We start from the raw sequence: 16,752 nt of genomic DNA, 5'->3' as shown, positions 1-16,752 counted from the left end.
CCAAACGGGGTACCCCCATGCCGCACACCGATCGCCAGCGACGCCCCCGCACCGCGGGCACTGTGGCCCTGCTCACGGCGTCAGCCCTTCTCGCCTGTGTCGGCATCGCGCTGCTGACGCACAAGCCGGCGCCCGCGCTGCGGTCAGCGTCGGCTCCGTCGGCGGCCGCGACCCGGGTGGAGAGCACTGACCCTTCGGGCAGCGCCCCTGCGCCTCCGGCGGCGACGTCTTCCTCCGCTGTCAGCCCCTCCCCGACGTCGGCAGTCGGTGATGACGCGCCGAGCGTCTCTCCGGTGCCGGAGGACGTCGCTACCGTCGCCCGCCGGTTCGTCCTCGCCTGGACCGGACACGACGCCCGGCCGGGCAAGGACAGCTCCTACGACGACGCCGCTCGCCGCGCTGGCGTCTACACGAGCAAGGGCTTGGCCCAGCAGCTGACGACCACCTCCGCAGGCAGCGCACGCCAGTGGCAGCAGTGGACCCAGGCCGAGGCGCTCGTAGCAGCTGAGGTCTCCCGCGTCGCCGTTCCCGACGGCGCCCCCGCTCCGACGGCCGACACGGCCTGGGTGCGGGTTTGGTACCGGCTGACCGTCACCCCTGCGGCCGACAAGCCGTCCGGCACGGACGAGCAGGTCGCCCTCAAGCTCCAGCGCAGCCAGGCCGGCACCTGGCTGGTCACCGCGCTGCCCGACGCGTGAGCGGGGAGCGCAGATGAAGAAGATCATGTTCGCCCTGACCAGCCTGGGCGCCCTCCTGATCACCATCGTCATCGCTGCGGTCATCGCGGTCGCGATGGCCGTGGGCAGCGACAACACCAGCGGCGGAATGGAGAACGTCGGCTTCGGCGGAGGCATCGCAGACGACGCACCCGTGCCCGCCGAGTACAGGGCGCTCATCAGCAACAACATCGGGAAGTACGGGTGCGCCGAGGTGACCGCGTCCTTGATCGCGGCGCAGATCTACAGCGAGAGCAGCTTCAATCCGACCGCCCAGTCCTTCGAGTGGGTGACGGATCCCGACACGGGCAAGAAGGTCAAGAAGCCGATCGCCGACGGAATCGCGCAGTTCATCCCCGCAACCTGGGCTGAGCACGGCGTCGACGGCAATGGTGACGGTGTCAAGGACGTCTGGAACCCCCAAGACGCCATCCCTGCGGCGATCGCCTACGACTGCTACCTCGCCAACCAGGTGAAGGACGTCGGCGGCGACAAGACCGATAACATGCTCGCCGCCTACAACGCCGGCCCCTACGCCGTGCAGAAGGCCGGCGGCATCCCGCCGATCACCGAGACCCGCAACTACGTCAAGGCGATCCGGGACCTGGCCGGGAAGTGGGCCGCCCTCGACAGCGGCGGGAACGTTCCCCTGCCTCAGGGATCGGGCGGCGCCGCGCAGGCAATCGCCACCGCCAGGACCGCGCTCGACACGATGTACCAGTACGGCGGGGACTGCAAGCCCCCCTTCGACCACGCCCGGAACAACGGCTGCGACTGCTCCAGCCTCATGCAGTTCGCGTGGGCATCGGCCGGCGTGAACCTCCCCCGGGTCACCTTTGACCAGGTCAAGTCCGGTACGCACGTCAGCGACGTGTCCCGGCTGGCGCCGGGCGACCTGCTGTTCACGCCCGGATCAGACGGCAGTGCCTCCTCCCCCGGCCACGTCGGCATGTACATCGGCAACAACGAGGTCATCGAGGCGCCCCGTACGGGAAAGCCCGTCCGGATCACGCCCCTGTCGCAGTGGACCGGATCCGCAGGCCCGATGAACACGATCGTCGAGATGCGCCACATCGGGTGACCCCCGGGCCTCCGGTGCCGGGCCGCCGCCCAGCGCGGCCCGGCACGGGAGGAAACGGTCCGGAGGTTCTCGGCCCGGACTGTCACACCCCTGGGCACTTCGGCACCTCTATGTGCATCCGCCGAACTCCGACTGATGCCACCTGGAGCCATCCCATGCCCGAGTGCCCGAAGACCGCTTCGCTCAGCAAGGCCGAGCGCCGATGACGACCAACGACATGATCGACGAGATCGTCTCGGGCGTCGGAAACCTGCCCGAGCTCGCCCAGCAGGCCCAGGACTGGGCCATGAACAACCTGTGGTGGGTTGCCGCCTGCGCCCTCGCCCTCGCTCTCACCGTCAGCACGGTGCAGCGGCTGATGAGCCGGTCCACGCTGAGCAACCGCACCGCGTTCGAGGTGCTCCCCACCAACGGCTTCGACCCGGCGCTCGAGGACGTCCTGCGCTTCGCGAAGCAGATCGCGCGGGCCCAGCGCAGCACGTCCCGCTGGGCGTTGCCGGCCCGCGGCACCGCGATGCGCGTGCGGCTGGTGTCCGTCGGCGGGCCGCTGACCCTTCGCGTCGAAGGGCCCGCCCGCGCCACGACCGTGCTGCGCCACCAGGGCTACGCCCAGTGCGAGCTGCGCGCGGTCACCGGCCAGGAGAGCAAGCCTGAGCGGCCGAAGATCCGGCTCGGCGTCCACAACGACGGCACCGGCACCACGGCCGCGGCCTGACCGCCCGCACAAAGGAAAAAACGATCATGAGCAAGTCGTCCGACTCCGACGCGGCCGTGAGCCTGTCGAAGAACACCCCCCCGGCCGCCGAGCGCCGACTCCACGTCGCACGTGCCGAGCTGGCCCTGGCGCTGCCGGACCACCTCGCCCTGCGGGACGTCCCCTTGAAGCCCGACCCGCTCGAGGCCCTGGCCGCCGCGGTCGCCGATGTCCGCACCTCCCTCCAGGAGCGAGCCGACCTCGTCCTGGACCTGGTCCCCGTGGCAGCGGGCAAGGTTGCCCGCCGGCGCAGTCGGCTCCTGGCCGCGGCCCGGCGCTCGCCGAACGACATGCCGGCCATCCCCGGGATGCCGCGCCAGGGCGGGGGCGGCTCCGGCTTCAGCCTCGACCGGCTGTCCTCGATCGGCTCGGAGATAGCCGCGGAGATGCGCGGCGCCCAGGCCAAGCGCCCGTCCGCGGGCAGCCGCCCCCGGGCGCAGCGCATGCTGAATGCGACCGACATGAAGGCCGCGATGGGGAAGTTCCACCCGGGCGTCGATCCGGTCTTCGACCTTCAGCTGCTCCTGCGCACCTGCTCCACCGACCCGCACCGGCCGCGTCTTCTGCTGGATCAGCTCCTCGCGGCCCTGGAGGGCTGGGCGGGCGACAACTACCTGCGGCCTGTCGGGCTGAACCTTGGCATCACCCGGCTGCGCGCCGACTCGGTGTTCTACCGTCAGCACTTCGACCGGCGCTTCGAGACGGGGCTCTTCGCCCCGCGCCGGAGCGGGTGGGTGACCGGCGAGGAGATCGCCGGGCTGCTGAAGCCCCCGACCAAGCACAACTCGGCGGCGAACGTGATGCGCTCCGGTGGTGTGGTCCCGCCGCCCCACCCGGGACTTCCCTCGTGGACCGGCCAGCCCGACCTGCTGCCGCTCGGCTGGGTCTCCCGGCCCGGCGGCGGAGAGCGCCTGGCCGGCATTCCGCTGCGCTACCTGTTGTTCGCCCTGTTCCTGGGCAAGGCCGGCTATGGCAAGACGGAGATGTCACTGGTCCAGGCCATCGCGCTGGCCCACAACGGGCACGGCATCTTGTTCTTGGATCCGCACGGGGACGGCTGGCAGAGGGCCCGGCCCTACCTCGCGCACCGTGAGCTCGCGCCGCGGATCTGGGAGATCGACCTGACCTCGCCCGACATGAACGCCATGGTCGCGTCCTGGAACCCGTTGTCGATGCAGAACCGCAAAGAGGAAGACATCCCCGACATCGTGCAGTACGTGGTGACGGGGTTCTCCAGCGCGCTGAACTGGAGCGACTCGGCCGGCCGTGCCAAGACGATCCTCACCCGGTCGGTCGAGTCGCTCGTGGAGCTGTCCCTGCTGCTCGCGAAGGCCGGCAAGCCCGAACTTGCCCCTACGATCTTCCAGATCCGCACGATCCTCACCGACGAGGAGTGGCGGGATGCGGTCGTTCCCTACCTGTCGAAGAACCTGCGGGACTTCTGGGAGAAGACCTACAAGAAGTACCCGGGCGAGGCGACGCCGGTCGTCACCAACATCATCGAGCGCCTCGACAGCAGCAACGCCGTGAAGGCGTTCCTCGGGTCGTCCTTGTCCACCTACGACATCCGCACCGCCATGGACCAGGGCAAGGTCGTTTTCATCTGCCCGTCCGGCACGGGCGACACCGACCGGATCGTGTCGTGCTTGCTGATCTACGACCTCTTCCGGGCCGGTCTGTCGCGCCGGGACATACCCGTGGCGGACCGCAAGGACTTCTACTGCTTCATCGACGAGCTCACCGCCGTCGACGGCGCGAGCAAGGGCACGTTGGCTGCGATCGCCGAACAGCTGCGCAAGTTCCGGGTCAAGCTCTTGGCGATGACGCAGATGGCGCAGCGTCTGACCCCGACGACCAGGCAGGGGTTGCTCCAAAACCTGTCGGTGCTCTCGACGACCGCCAGCGACGTCGATGAGGCGCTGCTGGTGACCCGGCGCTGGGGCAAGAAGGTAGAGCCGGACACCATCACCGCCCTGCGGCCGTACAACTACGTGATGTCGGTGACCCTCGCCGACGGGCGCACCGACCCCTTCCGGGTGCGGGGTGCCAGCGTCGAGGAGCTGTACGAGGACTACCACCGTCCCGACGATCTGCCGAAGCTGTCGGCGTCCGTCGACCAGAACCTGCGCCGGCGCCCGGTCCGGGACATCCTCGACGACCTCCGCCGCCTCGACAACCGGATCATGCGTGCCCTCGCCTCGATCCAGGTGCAGCCGGACGATGACGACGAGGTGCCCCGCGGCCGCGACCAGGAGGGTGCTGCGGAGGAAGGCGCTCCTGCCCAGACCGAGGATGAAGCCGAGGGTGGACGGGTTCGGATCAGCAAGGACCCGGGCACCGTGATCAGCGGCCCCCAGGACGAGGAGCCGCCGTACGACGAGGAAGAGCCGCCGTACGACGAGGACGACGGCCCGGCCGGCGGCTCGGTGGTCGTATGAGCATGATCACCGACGCCCTTGCTCCGAGCGTGGAGCAGCGCGCCAGCTTCCATTCAATCGGCACCCGGGTGCTCCATGCGCTGTACCAGCACCGGGTGATGTCCACCGATCAGCTGCAGCGGCTGCTGCTGCCGACGGCGGACCCGTCCTACCTGCGCCGTCAGCTGCGCGGCCTCCTGGCGGCCGGGCTGGTCCAGCGCATCTGGGCCAGCCACCAGCCCCAGGCGGCCGGGCAAGGGGAACGCAAGACGCGCCGCCCGACCAAGCCGCCGTACCTGTGGTTTCTGACCGAGGAGGGCGCACAGTCCGTGGAGGACGGCGGGGAGCTTCAGCCGCGGCCCTACCGGATCACGCCGGAGGCGGTCGCCGGTGCCCGGCAGCTGCACACCCTGGCGGTCAACGAGACGGGCATCGCCTTCGTGCGGCATGCGGCTCGGCTGGGGCACGAGTGCGGGCCGCTCGACTGGACACCGGAGGTCGCCCACCGGATCCGGGACGGGCAGCGCCGGTTCGAGGACGACCACGTCATCAGCGACGCGGTCCTGAGCTACGTGCATGTGCGCCGGGGACAGCGGGCGATGATGACGCTGTTCCTGGAGCTGGACCGGGCCACGATGACGGCCGCCCGGCTGGCGGCCAAGATCGCGGCGTACGGCCGGATGCACGAGTACGTGCCGCAGCACCCCGACCGGGCGCGCCGGTCGGCGGCGTCGAGCCGGCCGGCGTGGCAGTACACCTACCCCGTCTTCCCCCGGCTCCTGGTGGTCCTGGACGGCAGGCCCTCACCCACGCTCGCCTCGCGGCTCGCCGCGCGGACCGAGGACCTCTACACCCTGACCCGGGCGGATCCGCGGCTCTCGCGCCTGTCCGGTCGGCTGTCGATCGGCGTGACCACGCTGCAGCTCCTGCGGGAGCGCGGTCCGTTCGAGCCAATCTTCACGCCGCTCCTGCGCGGCACCCCCGAGCAGCGGCCTCCGCTGACCGACCTGTACCTCAAGACCGCTCAGTGAGCCGGCGCGGCCCGCACGGCCGCGCCGGCCACCGCACGAAGGACACCAGCTCATGACCATCGCCACGGTGGAAGACGCTCCGCCCGAGGGCGGCAGCATGATCCAGCTGACCGAGATCCTGCACCGCAGCGCCAAGCTGAGGCAGCGCCGCTTCGAGATGCTGCCGATGCGCGGACCGGGCAGCCCGTTCACCGAACCCCAGGGGCGCAAGCCCGGCGACGTGACCGCCCCGGAGGAGCTGTCCGACCTCATCTCGTCGATGTCGGTCGTGGGCATGCTCGAACCCGTCCTCGCGGAAGAGATCACCGTCGCCGGCCGCGCCCCCACCATCCGCCTGGTCACCGGCGAGCGCCGTCTGCGGGCCATGCGCTGGGGTGCCCAGAACCTGCCGGACAACCCGCACTTCGCGGCGCTGGCCGCCGTCGTGTGCCCGGGCCCGCTCAGCGACGAAGAGCGGCACATGTGGAGGTTCGTGGAAAATTTCGCCCGGGAGCCCCTGCGCCCGGGCGAGCAGGCCGCCGCCCTGATGTACCAGCGGTGCGCCGTGCTGGTCGGCAAGCTGCTGCGCTCCGGCAAACCCGTCCCAGGCCACGTTTACGCCATCACCGACAGCGTCGAGCGCTTCAAGGCGTTGGAGAAGATCCGCGGTACGGACCAGAGCTGCGCGGCACCTTGGACCGAGGTCCTCAGCCGACTCGGCCTCCAGCTCACCCAGCGCAAGGCCACCGAACTCGTGCGCGCCTTCCGGGAGCTGCCTCGGGAGCTGACCGAGGAGATGGACGAGGAGGCCATCCGTCTCAACACCAGGATCAAGTTCGCGGCGCTGCGCCGCGGGCGGGAGGCGGCGGCGGCCGACATCTGGGCGGCGCTGAAGGGCAGCAGCCGACTGCACCTGCTGCCCAGTGCCGTCGACATCGGCCTGACGGCACCGGAACTCGAGCCCGACGAGGTGATCGAGGCCGCGGAGGAACGCCTGGAGCGGGCCAACGCCGGCCGCCGCCGCGCGCTCACCCGCGTCCCCGAGCCCCTCAACCCCGCCGACGAGGAGACCGACGGAGCGGACGACGCCCAGGAGGAGACCCAGGACGCCGGGCCTGACGGCCAGGTCGAGCGCCCAGCTGTCGCCGCCGTTCTCACTCCCCCCGCGCAGGACACGCCACCGGCTGCCCCTCCGGCTCCCGCTGCGGACTCCCAGGTGGTCCGCAGCGCCCTCGACGGACTCCGCGGCCTGCTGGCCGAGGTCCGCGCGGGACGTGAAGTCCCCCGGTACGACCGCGGGTCACTGCGCCTGGCGCTCCGCGAGCTCGAACAGCACCTGGCCGACGCCGCCAACCCCACCCCGATCCAAGAGAGCGAGACCGCCGCATGACCACCGTTTCCCTTCAGATGCCCCGAGTCGGCCAGCCGCTGCCCCTGCCCCTGCCCCTGCCCGGCCGCGGGTGCGACTGCCGCGCCTGCGCGTTCTGGGCCGGCCCGGACGGCCGGGGCGGCCCAGCAACCGTCGAGCCGCTGTGCTCCGGCAGCAACTCGGACTGCTCGTACTGCGGCTGCTCCGCGACCGAGGCGGGCTCACCCTCCGGTGCGTGCGGCGGCTGCCCGATCCGCTGCGGATCCCGCACGGACATCGCGCAGTGGATGGCCGATGTCGGCGGAACCCTCACGTTCGACGACATCACCATCGACGGCACCCTGCCCGAGCTTCCGGCCTTCATCCCGATGACCGACGGCTCGAACGTGACCCAGCTGGACGCCAGCCTTCACTGGCCGGCGTACGGGGTTGGCCTCCGCCGCGTCTTCTCGCCCGACACGCACTCGATCTACCCGCGCTTCGCCGGCAAGCAGGCCCGTGAGGTCCTCGCCCTGCGCGAGGGCCAGAAGGCCGTCCTCGTCGGCTACGGAGAGGACCCGCTGGTCGAAGCGCTCTGGACGTACCGCAAGCGGGACGGCCTGGTGGAGGAGATCGCCGCCCAGGGCTGGGACCTGGTCCTCGCCCCGAACTACTCGATTTACGGCAACTGGCCGAGAGCCGAGCACTTGCTCAACATGCGCCGGTGCCTTCTGATCGCCCAGGAGCTCGCCGAGGCCGGTGTGCCCACCGTTCCGAACATCTACTGGTTCCGCCTGGAGGACCTGGAGCGTTACATCTCCTGGATCGAGGACGCGCCGCCGCCGGCGATCGCCGTCAACCTGCAGACCGTCAGGGAGAACTCGAACTGGGACACGTGGGCGCTGCCCGGTCTCTACTGGCTCGCGGAGAACCTGCCGGCCGACATGCCGATCATCCTCACCGGCCTGTCGCGGATCGACAGGATCGCCCAGGTGGTCGCGCTCTTCGGCAACCGCCTGACCCTGGTCAGCCAGAATCCCCACCAGTACGCGCTGCACGGCGCGATCATGACCGCGAACGGCCGTGAGGACGTCCACGCCCGGCCGGGCGACGCCTTCGCCTCCACAGTCCAGTTCATGGCCTCGCTCCTGCCGCCCCGATGAGCAGCCGTCACACGGAGGCCCCGCGCGGCACCTCTATCTGCCGACCCCGGGCCAGGGCTTCCAGTACCCGCCCTCGACCGGGCACCTACCACCGCTGTCCGGTCGCGAGCTGGCCTGTACGCCCGGCCACCTGCTCCTCCATCTCCATCCGAAGGGACACCGACGATGCACGAGTACGACGCTCTCAGGGCCGCCCGGCCCGAGTGGTTCACGAACACGCCCGGCGGGATCGACATCGAGACCTCCCCCGACGCGGTCGCCCGCGCCGGAGGCGTCATCTACCAGGACACCAGGCGGATCGTGCTCTGCGACGCCGTGACCTTCCCCGGCGGCCGGCCCGGCACCTACCTGCGCACGATGAGCGCCTCGCCCCAGCCCGGCGCCGCCGTCCTCCCGATGCTCCCCGACGGAAGTCTCGTGCTCGTCGAGCACTTCCGGCACGCCACCCGGTCCTGGCATCTGGAAGCTCCCCGCGGATTCGGTGCGGCCGGTCTAACCTCGACCGATACCGCGGCCAAGGAACTGGGCGAGGAGATCGGTGCGCACGCCCCCGAGCTGCTGGCCCTGGGCCGGGTCCACCCCGACACCGGCGCCCTGGGCGACGAGGTCCGCCTCTTCGCCGCGCTGATCACTTCGGTCGGTGCGCTCGCCGCCTCCGAAGGCATCCGCAAGGCGCTCACCGTGACGGTCGAGGAGGCGGAAGGGATGGTCCGCGACGGCCAGATCACCGACGGCCTGACCATCGCCCTGTTGTACCGGGCCCGCCTGCACGGCCTGACCTCCCCCGCTGCTCCCCTGTACACCGCCTCGAAGCCAGCCGGCCGGCACAGGGCGGTGGCCGGCGTGTGATCGACCGCGCCGCGCGCCCGGAGCCGCCCGCCGACCGTCCCCGGTCGGCGGGCGGTCGTGCTTCCCGGGGTGGGCGGAGATTTCTCCCCGGGTCGGTCACACGGAGGCCGGGTTCGACACCTCTATCTGTCGAACCCGAAAAAGGAGGGCTTCCGCCATGTCGACACCGCCCGCGCCACAGCCGACGAACACCGCACCCGAGGCCGAGACCACCTGGAAGCTGTGGATCCTGATGGTCTGGCACCCCGCCCTGGGGATGCCCGTCGACCCCGTCGCCGTCCTCGCGCTGGACACCGCCGAAGACGCCGAGCCGGCGCACCACGTCGTCTGGGTGCCCCTGGTCTACGACGAGGCCAACCCCTGGCGCGAGCGGCTGGCCGAGGGAGTCTCGCCCGAGCGGATCGCCCGGTGGGAGGCCGAGGCGGGTGCGTGCCAGATCGCCGCGGTCGACCTGCCCGAGGGCGCCCTGGACCTGCGGCACGCCGCTGATCTCCTCCTGGACGAGCTCCTCGGCGAGGTCATCCCCGCGCTGCCTCCGCGGACCGGTGCGTGATGGGCACCAACTCCAAGAGCAGCCACGAGTCCTACGCCATCGCGCCGGCCGGCGCTCCGGAGACCGTCGAGGGGATCGAGGACGTCGGCCTGGCCGCCGCGCCGGTAGAGCCAGAGCTCAGCGACGGTCTCGTCAAGGCGACGACCGACCTGATGGTGGCCATGGACAACCTGGACGCCCTCGCCGTCGGCAACGGCGTGGCGACCGGCAACTACCCGGAGCTGCCCGACGACCCGGTCGAGCGGTACGACATCTTCGCCGACCAGATCAAGGCCGCCCGGGAGGCCATCGAGCAGATGAAGGAGGAGGGCGCCTCCGAGGAGGAGGTCAAGGCACAGCTCGACGCCCTGCGCGCGCAGTCCCTGGCCTACCTCACCGCGCTCGACCCAGAGGAACTGCAGCAGATCGCCGCAGCCAAGGGGTTCGAGCATCCTGCCCTGGTCGGCCTGTCCGGGAAGGGCCAGCACCCCCTCGTCCACTGGCTCGACCCGTACTACAACGACGACATCCCCTCCAAGCAGAAGATCCAGGCCGCCGCGCAGACGAGGTACGAGCAGCTCGCGGCTGGACAAACGGTCGGCGGGATGACCCTGGCCGACCTCCAGCAGATCGAGGGCACCAGCGGCGCCCCCGACGCGCCGGCTGGAACGTGGGCCGCGACGCCGGAGCAGTTCAAGGCCGCGGTGGACGCGTGGACCCAGGCGAGCCACGAGGCGGCCTACGCCAAGGGGGTGCTGGACAGCGACAAGCTGAAGAACCTCCTCGACGCGGAGAAGCAGGTCCTCACCGCGCACTCGCCCGACACCCCCGACCTGGAGACGCAGAAGAACCAGATCCAGGTGTGGACCGGCGACCCCCTTGCTGTCGCCAAGATCAACCAGTCGACCGTGATGCCGCTGGTCCAGGAGGCTGTGGCTTCGGGGGAGATGTCCCTGACCGAAGCCCAGCACCTCAAGCCGGTCGAGCTCGTCGGCCTGCTGCGCACCGGGACGTCCGAGGCTGAGAAGGAGGCGCTGAAGGCGACTGCTCAGGCACGGAAGGACCAGCTCAAGGCGCTCGACAACGCCTTGGACGTCCATCAGGGCGGCAAGCAGGACATCCACACCGAGCTGACCCTGCCCGATCTGGCCGGCAACCCCGAAGCCGCTGCCCAGGTCGCCTCCTGGGCGAAGAGCACCGGCGAGCTGCACATGCTGCAGCAGGACGCGCAGGGGTGGATCCACGAGACCCTGCAGTCTCCCGTCGACATCGGCTTCGCCAACCCCGCGCTCCTCAACACCCACCAGGTCGACCCGAAGGCGCTGACCACCGAGTTCAACGCCTGGGCGAAGAACCAGAAGGTCGGTGATCTGCGCGCGGTGGCCGGCGAACTGGGGATGCCGGACCCGGGCAAGGCCAACCGTGCCCAGCTTCAGGGCTACATCGCCGCCAGCTTCAACCCCGCGCTGGACAAGGACGCGATCAACGCGAAGGTCCAGGCGGCGGTGGCCAAGAAGCAGGCGGCCGCGGCCGCCAAGGCCGCATCTCCGCTCGCCTCCGACGAGGCGGTCAACGCCCTCAAGTCCAAGCTCACGAGCACGGGCACCACGTCCGCCCCGCCTGCGGGAGGCGCGGGCGCCGGCGGTCTGACCCAGGAGAGCAAGGTCGAGGCCGCGATCAAGATGGGCGCCAGCCCCGTGCAGGCGCAGAAGCTGGCCCAGGCCGCCACGGCGGGACCGACGAAGCCGATCCCGAAGGCCCCGAAGAAGCCGGCCGCCCCGGGATCGTTCAACGGCAAGGTCCAGGCGCTGATCGCCGGTCTCCAGCAGGTCAAGGCCACCGCTCAGGACGTGCCAGCCCGGATCGACTCGGACGTCGTCGGCTCTTGGAGTTTCGGCGCCGGGACGCCCGCCAACCTCGGCGGCACCTACAGCAAGTCGCTCCACTCCGCGCCGGACGGCAGCTCCTGGCTGTTCAAGGCGGACCACAACGGCGGGGTGATCGCCCACTCGGAGGCGGCCGCCTCCCACGCCCTCTCGCTCGGTGGCGTCCCCGCCGTCCCGGTGTACGTCAAGGAAGTCGGCGGCAAGGTCGGCAGTGTCCAGCCGATGCTCAAGGGCGCCACCCACTTCTCCTCCGACCCGCACAAGTGGTCGCAGTCGGACGTCGACTCGATCGTGCGCTCCCACGTCGGCTCATGGATCATCGGCGACCACGACGGCCACCAGGCCAACGTGCTGCGGACCGCGTCGGGCGGCCTGGTCCAGATTGACCGTGGGCAGGCGTTCAAGCACTGGGGCAGCGACAAGCTCTCCCTCGGCTACGCCCCCTCCGGGGGAGGGTCGTACGACCCGGTCCACCAGAAGCTCTACTCCGCGGCGCTCAGCGGCGGCCTGGCCGACGGCGTCAAGGTGAATCACGCCGTCGTGCAGCCGGTGATCAAGAACTTCGAGGCGATCCCGGACAGCCAGTGGCGCTCCATGCTGCACTCCACCGCGTATGAGGGCGCGAAGGCCGGCAGCGGCGTGCACTGGGTGCCCGCGATGCGCAAGCAGGCCGCCAAGAAGCACGGCATCGCGGCCGCGAAGGTCAGCACCGAGCAGATCGCCGAGGCGTTCCTCGACCACGCCGTCGAGCGCAAGCAGAACCTCCGCAAGGCGTTCGCGGAGTTCTTCGTCAAGGACCTGAAGATGCCGCAGGCGGCGTCGCTGAAGCACGGAGCTGAGTGATGGGCACCAACTCGAAGAGCAGCCACGAGTCCTACGCCGTCTCCCCGACGGTTTCGACCGAGGCACCCCCGGCGCCACCGAACCTCTCGGCTACCGGCCCCGAGCCGGTGAGCGAGATCGACCCGGCGCTGCTGGCGTCGATGCTGATGCCCGACTTCACCAGCGAGGTGCCGCTCGGCGAGCAGGGCGGCGTGTGGACCACCGACGGTGAGCCGGTGCTCGGCGAGCAGGCGGGCGGTGAGATGCCGCCGGCTACAGAGCCCGAGGAGCAGCAGCCGGAGGTCGCGGGCGCCCCCGTGGACGAGGCTGATGAACACGAGGCCGCGCACGAGCTGGCCGAGGAGGAGGGCGCCGCCTTCGCTCCCGCCGCCCAGGAGGACGCCGAAGGCACAGCCGGAGCCGGGCCTGCGTTCGAGGAGGAGGTCGAGGACGAGCCGGAGGAGGAGCCGGAGGATGTCGATCCGCCGCTGACGCCCGTTCCGGATGCTCCGGTGGCCGGCGCAGCCCTCGGCACGCCGATCCTGGTCGGCGGCGAGGACTTCCTCAACTCGCAGGCGGCGCTGGTCTCCTACCTCTCCCCCGACGGTCCCCGCGAGGTGCTGCTCGCGCACGTCAGCGAGGAGGCCGAGGGCAAGCTGCTCGACGCGCTGAGCGTGTCGGGGACCAAGATGGTGGACGTCCAGGTCGAGGAGGAGACCAAGGAGCGGCTGGCGCTGGACAAGAAGGCGAAGCTCGCCGAGCTGGTGACCGCGGCGACGACCTCGGTGCAGCACAAGCTCAAGGGCGGCGGCCCGATGTCGGAGGCTTCGATCCAGAAGCACCAGAAGGCCCTCGCCGCCGTCAACGCGGTCCTTGCCTCGCCGAACCTGACGGACGACGAGAAGACGATGGCCCAGTACTACCTGGACCAGGTCAACACCGTCGGCGAGAAGATCCAGAACGGCGGTGCGCCGATGGCGCACTTCGATCCGCACGGCTTGCCGGTCACCAAGATGGTGACCAAGCAGATACCGGCGCCGGCGGACGAGCCGGAGCCGGGGACGCTCACTGCGCAGCTGCGCGACGCCAGCCGTATCCAGGCCTCCCTCGACGGGCAGAGCGGCGAGTCGTCCTGGGACGGGAAGAGCCGCAGCAAGGCGAACGGCAAGGAGTACGCGATCGACCTGGGCGACGGCTGGAGCGCGGTCTACCGGCCGTACGCGGCCAACGACCCGAACAGCACCGAGTTCTCGATGCGTGGCCAGCTCGAGGTCCATGCGCCCGTCGGCGCCGGCCACGGCAAGCAGCTCGTCGACCGGCTGGAGCAGCTGCACCTGGTCAACGCACCGATGACGGCCGCCGAGGGTGAATGGACCTACCTGTCCAACAACGTGACGGCGCAGAACCTGGCGAACGCTCCCGGGATGAAGGCGGCCTTCGAGGAGGCCAAGGGGCTGGAGGACCTGCAGGTCCAGGAGATCGTGCACCAGCGCGCCGAGTCGCTGATCGGCCTGGGGGAGGACGAGCTCCACTACCAGGTCAAGCGCATCCAGCTGGAAGCCGCGCAGAAGGTCCTGCCGAAGAAGGTGAAGGTGCTCCGGGAGGCCGTCGCCAAGGCGACCGGCTTCGACAGCGGGGACGCGCTGGCGGCCAGCGCCGGGTACGACCCCACGCCTGCGACGTCCGGTGGCTGGCTGACCTGGTCCCGGTTCGACGTCACGGGCAAGACGGCGCAGATCAAGGAGGCGTACAAGGGCCGGTCGCTGACGCACAGCATCGGCAGTGGCGACATGGTCGCGCTGTTCGGCACCGGGGTGCTGGCCTCCACGGAGAAGCGCGCGGTCATGGGCATCGGCGGCGGCATCGGCATGTCCGAGCAGGCCGACAAGTACACGGGCGGGGCGAACTCCGTCTTCCTCCGCGTCTCGAGCACCCCGGCGTCGGGCTACGGCGGCCAGCTGATCTGGGACGACCCGTCCGTCCTGATGCGCCGGTCCGACTACTACGCCTACAACGGCGACAAGTACGGGGTCAGCCCGGACAAGAAGAAAGCGTCAGGACTGACCCGCGATCCCCTGAAGATCGCCACGCACAACGCGTCCAACAACGAGATCATGTTCCGCGACGGCATCGACCTGTTGGGCGCGGAGGCCCCCAGCCGCATCGTCTGCCACTACGCGCACCAGCGCACGGCACTGCTGGAGTCGTTCAAGGCCCGCGGCATCACCCATCTCGGCGGCAAGCCCGTCGAGGACGTCGTGAAGAGCAACCACTGAGGCCATCGGCCCATCCCGCCCAGAAGGAGAATGTCCGCATGAGCACTACCTGGCAGACCCGGCTCGCTGATCTCATCGCCGGCCGTCACAGCAGCAGCGGGGATCCGGTCGATGCCGGCGCGCAGCTGAGGGTGTTCGACGACGAGGGCACCGAGGTGTTCCTGCAGGCCCTCGCCCGTCACCACCGCGTCGACGAGGACGATCCGCAGTTGATATGGATACGGCCGCTGGTCGGCGGAGCGGAGTCCGCGGAACTCGGCTACCTGTTCAACCTCAGCGCGGCCCGGCGCCGGGGGCTGAGCTGGACGCGGGCCCACCTGGAGGAGAACGGCGACGTCGCACTGCTCCTGCGGTCCGGCGAGACCGCGATCGTGCAGCCGGCCGAAGGGGACCTCCTGGCCGAGCTGCAGCGCTGGGACCGCTTCACCGACCGGCTTACCCGTGAGGAGGAAGCACAGCTCGACGCCCTGGACTCCGACTCGTGGCACGGGCAGTTCTCGTGACCGCGGCAACGGCATCCGGCCGGCTCGCAGCGTCTTGGCATGATGGTCCCGCCGCCGGCAGCTCGCCGGCGGCGCTCCGCCGGCACCCGGGCCGGCGCCGAAGGAACGGAGGAGGGGCCAGCATGCGGACCACGCGACGCGGCGTCAGCAGCTTCGACGGCCGGCGCCTGGCGCTGGCCCGCGGTCAGCGTGGATGGACCCCGAGCCAGCTGGCCTCCAAGACCGCCATCACCGTGACGGTCCTGAACCAGTACGAGGCCGGGGAGCGTCTGCCGGATCCGGGCACGCTCGTGCGCCTGGCCAAGATCCTCGGCTGCCAGGTCGCCGACCTGTGCCGGCCGACCGTCGTGACGCTGCGGGAGCTGCGCGAGCGCTCGGGCGCCAGCCAGCCGGAGGCGGCCGCGGCCGCGGGGTACAAGCGCAGCGCGTACGGGATGCTCGAGCAGGGGCGCACCAAGACTCTGGTGCCGGAGGCGGCCGAGGGTCTCGCCGCGCTCTTCGGAGTGGAACGCGATGCCGTGGAGGCCGCCCACGCCGCCTCGGTGGCCGGCCAGGCGTCTCGGCCGGCACCCCTCGTCCTGGAGGGCGCTCTTCTGGACGGCCTGGCGAGCCACTTCGGGATGGCCCCCCAGGACCTGCTCCACCTGGCGCAGCGTCTGGCGGCCGGCGAGGGCGGTGAGTCCCGATGACCTACCACCGCGGGCACCCGCTGACCGTCGCCCGGCACGAGGCCCTGCTCAGCCGGCTCCCTCCCTGCGAGGCCCAGCTGCCGGTGGACACGCGTTGGCTCCGGGGGCGTGCCGAACTGTTCCGCCAGGCGGCGGAGCGGCCGTTCGTCCTCACCTTCGACACCGCCTGGTACGCCGAGGTCACCGGCCTGGCCTTCCACCCCCACTACGTTGCCCAGGTCTACCGGGGAGAGCCCGGCGCCCGTCTGGAGACGCCGCTCATGGTGATGAACCTGAACATGGTGCCGACGAGGGAGGACGCCGACCGCGCGCTCGCCCACGAGTGCATGCACTTGCGGGTCCCCTCCTACGGGCACAAGCGGGAAGCGTTCGCCTGTGCGCAGGAGATCTTGGACCGGGTCGGTTCGCTCGCTGCATAGCCTGCGCGGCGACCCCGTGCTCGGCGCCTCCGGCCCTCGGAGGCGCCGAGCACGGCCCGACTCCTGGAAGCGGATCGGCACCGGTGCCGATCGCCGGAAACGATGACCCCGAATGTTGCTTAAGTCGTTGAGTGTGCGTATAGTCATTGCTGTGAGGGCGGGAGAACCCCTCACAGCGAAGACCACTCCGTAGGAGCCGCCTTGCGCGGCTCGCCCCTCCGCCACTCCCCCCGGGCGGCGGGGCCACGAGGCCCGGACCAGGCCACCCCCTCCCGGCCGGTCCGGGC

Annotated in this window: 14 protein-coding genes; all 14 read left to right on the top strand. The window is 70.7% G+C overall.

Going from position 1 to position 16,752, the window contains the following annotated elements; all coding sequences use genetic code 11:
• Positions 1–293: 293 nt before the first annotated feature.
• The 14 genes from ACZ6K0_RS31595 to ACZ6K0_RS31530 all read left to right on the top strand — a co-directional run bounded on the left by ACZ6K0_RS31595 (position 294) and on the right by ACZ6K0_RS31530 (position 16,465).
• Positions 294–698, top strand: a complete 405-nt coding sequence (locus tag ACZ6K0_RS31595) for a hypothetical protein (RefSeq protein WP_469236231.1) — start codon at positions 294–296, stop codon at positions 696–698.
• A 13-nt stretch (positions 699–711) separates the two neighbouring features.
• Positions 712–1,797: a bifunctional lytic transglycosylase/C40 family peptidase gene (locus ACZ6K0_RS31590; RefSeq protein ID WP_469236230.1), complete on the top strand. Its 1,086-nt coding sequence runs from the start codon at positions 712–714 to the stop codon at positions 1,795–1,797.
• A gap of 202 nt (positions 1,798–1,999) precedes the next feature.
• Positions 2,000–2,512, top strand: coding sequence for a hypothetical protein (locus ACZ6K0_RS31585; protein ID WP_469236229.1), 513 nt, complete (start codon positions 2,000–2,002; stop codon positions 2,510–2,512).
• 26 nt (positions 2,513–2,538) lie between these two features.
• Complete coding sequence (locus tag ACZ6K0_RS31580) at positions 2,539–4,989, top strand: type IV secretory system conjugative DNA transfer family protein (protein ID WP_469236228.1); 2,451 nt, start codon at positions 2,539–2,541, stop codon at positions 4,987–4,989.
• Entirely contained in the window at positions 4,986–5,999 is a 1,014-nt protein-coding gene (locus ACZ6K0_RS31575; protein ID WP_469236227.1) for a replication-relaxation family protein, read from the top strand. Before ACZ6K0_RS31580 ends, ACZ6K0_RS31575 begins: the two co-directional genes overlap by 4 nt.
• A gap of 52 nt (positions 6,000–6,051) precedes the next feature.
• Entirely contained in the window at positions 6,052–7,368 is a 1,317-nt protein-coding gene (locus ACZ6K0_RS31570) for a hypothetical protein (protein ID WP_469236226.1), read from the top strand.
• On the top strand, positions 7,365–8,489 hold the full coding sequence (locus ACZ6K0_RS31565) for a DUF4417 domain-containing protein (protein WP_469236225.1): 1,125 nt from the start codon (positions 7,365–7,367) through the stop codon (positions 8,487–8,489). Before ACZ6K0_RS31570 ends, ACZ6K0_RS31565 begins: the two co-directional genes overlap by 4 nt.
• Positions 8,490–8,654: 165 nt before the next feature.
• Entirely contained in the window at positions 8,655–9,338 is a 684-nt protein-coding gene (locus ACZ6K0_RS31560) for an NUDIX hydrolase (RefSeq protein ID WP_469236224.1), read from the top strand.
• A gap of 157 nt (positions 9,339–9,495) precedes the next feature.
• Complete coding sequence (locus tag ACZ6K0_RS31555) at positions 9,496–9,891, top strand: hypothetical protein (protein ID WP_469236223.1); 396 nt, start codon at positions 9,496–9,498, stop codon at positions 9,889–9,891.
• Entirely contained in the window at positions 9,891–12,599 is a 2,709-nt protein-coding gene (locus tag ACZ6K0_RS31550) for a hypothetical protein (RefSeq protein ID WP_469236222.1), read from the top strand. Before ACZ6K0_RS31555 ends, ACZ6K0_RS31550 begins: the two co-directional genes overlap by 1 nt.
• Positions 12,599–14,854, top strand: a complete 2,256-nt coding sequence (locus ACZ6K0_RS31545) for a hypothetical protein (RefSeq protein WP_469236221.1) — start codon at positions 12,599–12,601, stop codon at positions 14,852–14,854. Before ACZ6K0_RS31550 ends, ACZ6K0_RS31545 begins: the two co-directional genes overlap by 1 nt.
• Before the next feature lie 38 nt (positions 14,855–14,892).
• Positions 14,893–15,357: a hypothetical protein gene (locus ACZ6K0_RS31540; RefSeq protein WP_469236220.1), complete on the top strand. Its 465-nt coding sequence runs from the start codon at positions 14,893–14,895 to the stop codon at positions 15,355–15,357.
• A gap of 122 nt (positions 15,358–15,479) precedes the next feature.
• Entirely contained in the window at positions 15,480–16,046 is a 567-nt protein-coding gene (locus ACZ6K0_RS31535) for a helix-turn-helix domain-containing protein (RefSeq protein WP_469236219.1), read from the top strand.
• On the top strand, positions 16,043–16,465 hold the full coding sequence (locus tag ACZ6K0_RS31530; protein WP_469236218.1) for a hypothetical protein: 423 nt from the start codon (positions 16,043–16,045) through the stop codon (positions 16,463–16,465). Before ACZ6K0_RS31535 ends, ACZ6K0_RS31530 begins: the two co-directional genes overlap by 4 nt.
• Positions 16,466–16,752: the final 287 nt, after the last annotated feature.

It is taken from the genome of Streptomyces sp. NPDC042346 (assembly GCF_055581845.1).
This window is presented reverse-complemented; position numbering and strand designations above follow the sequence as displayed.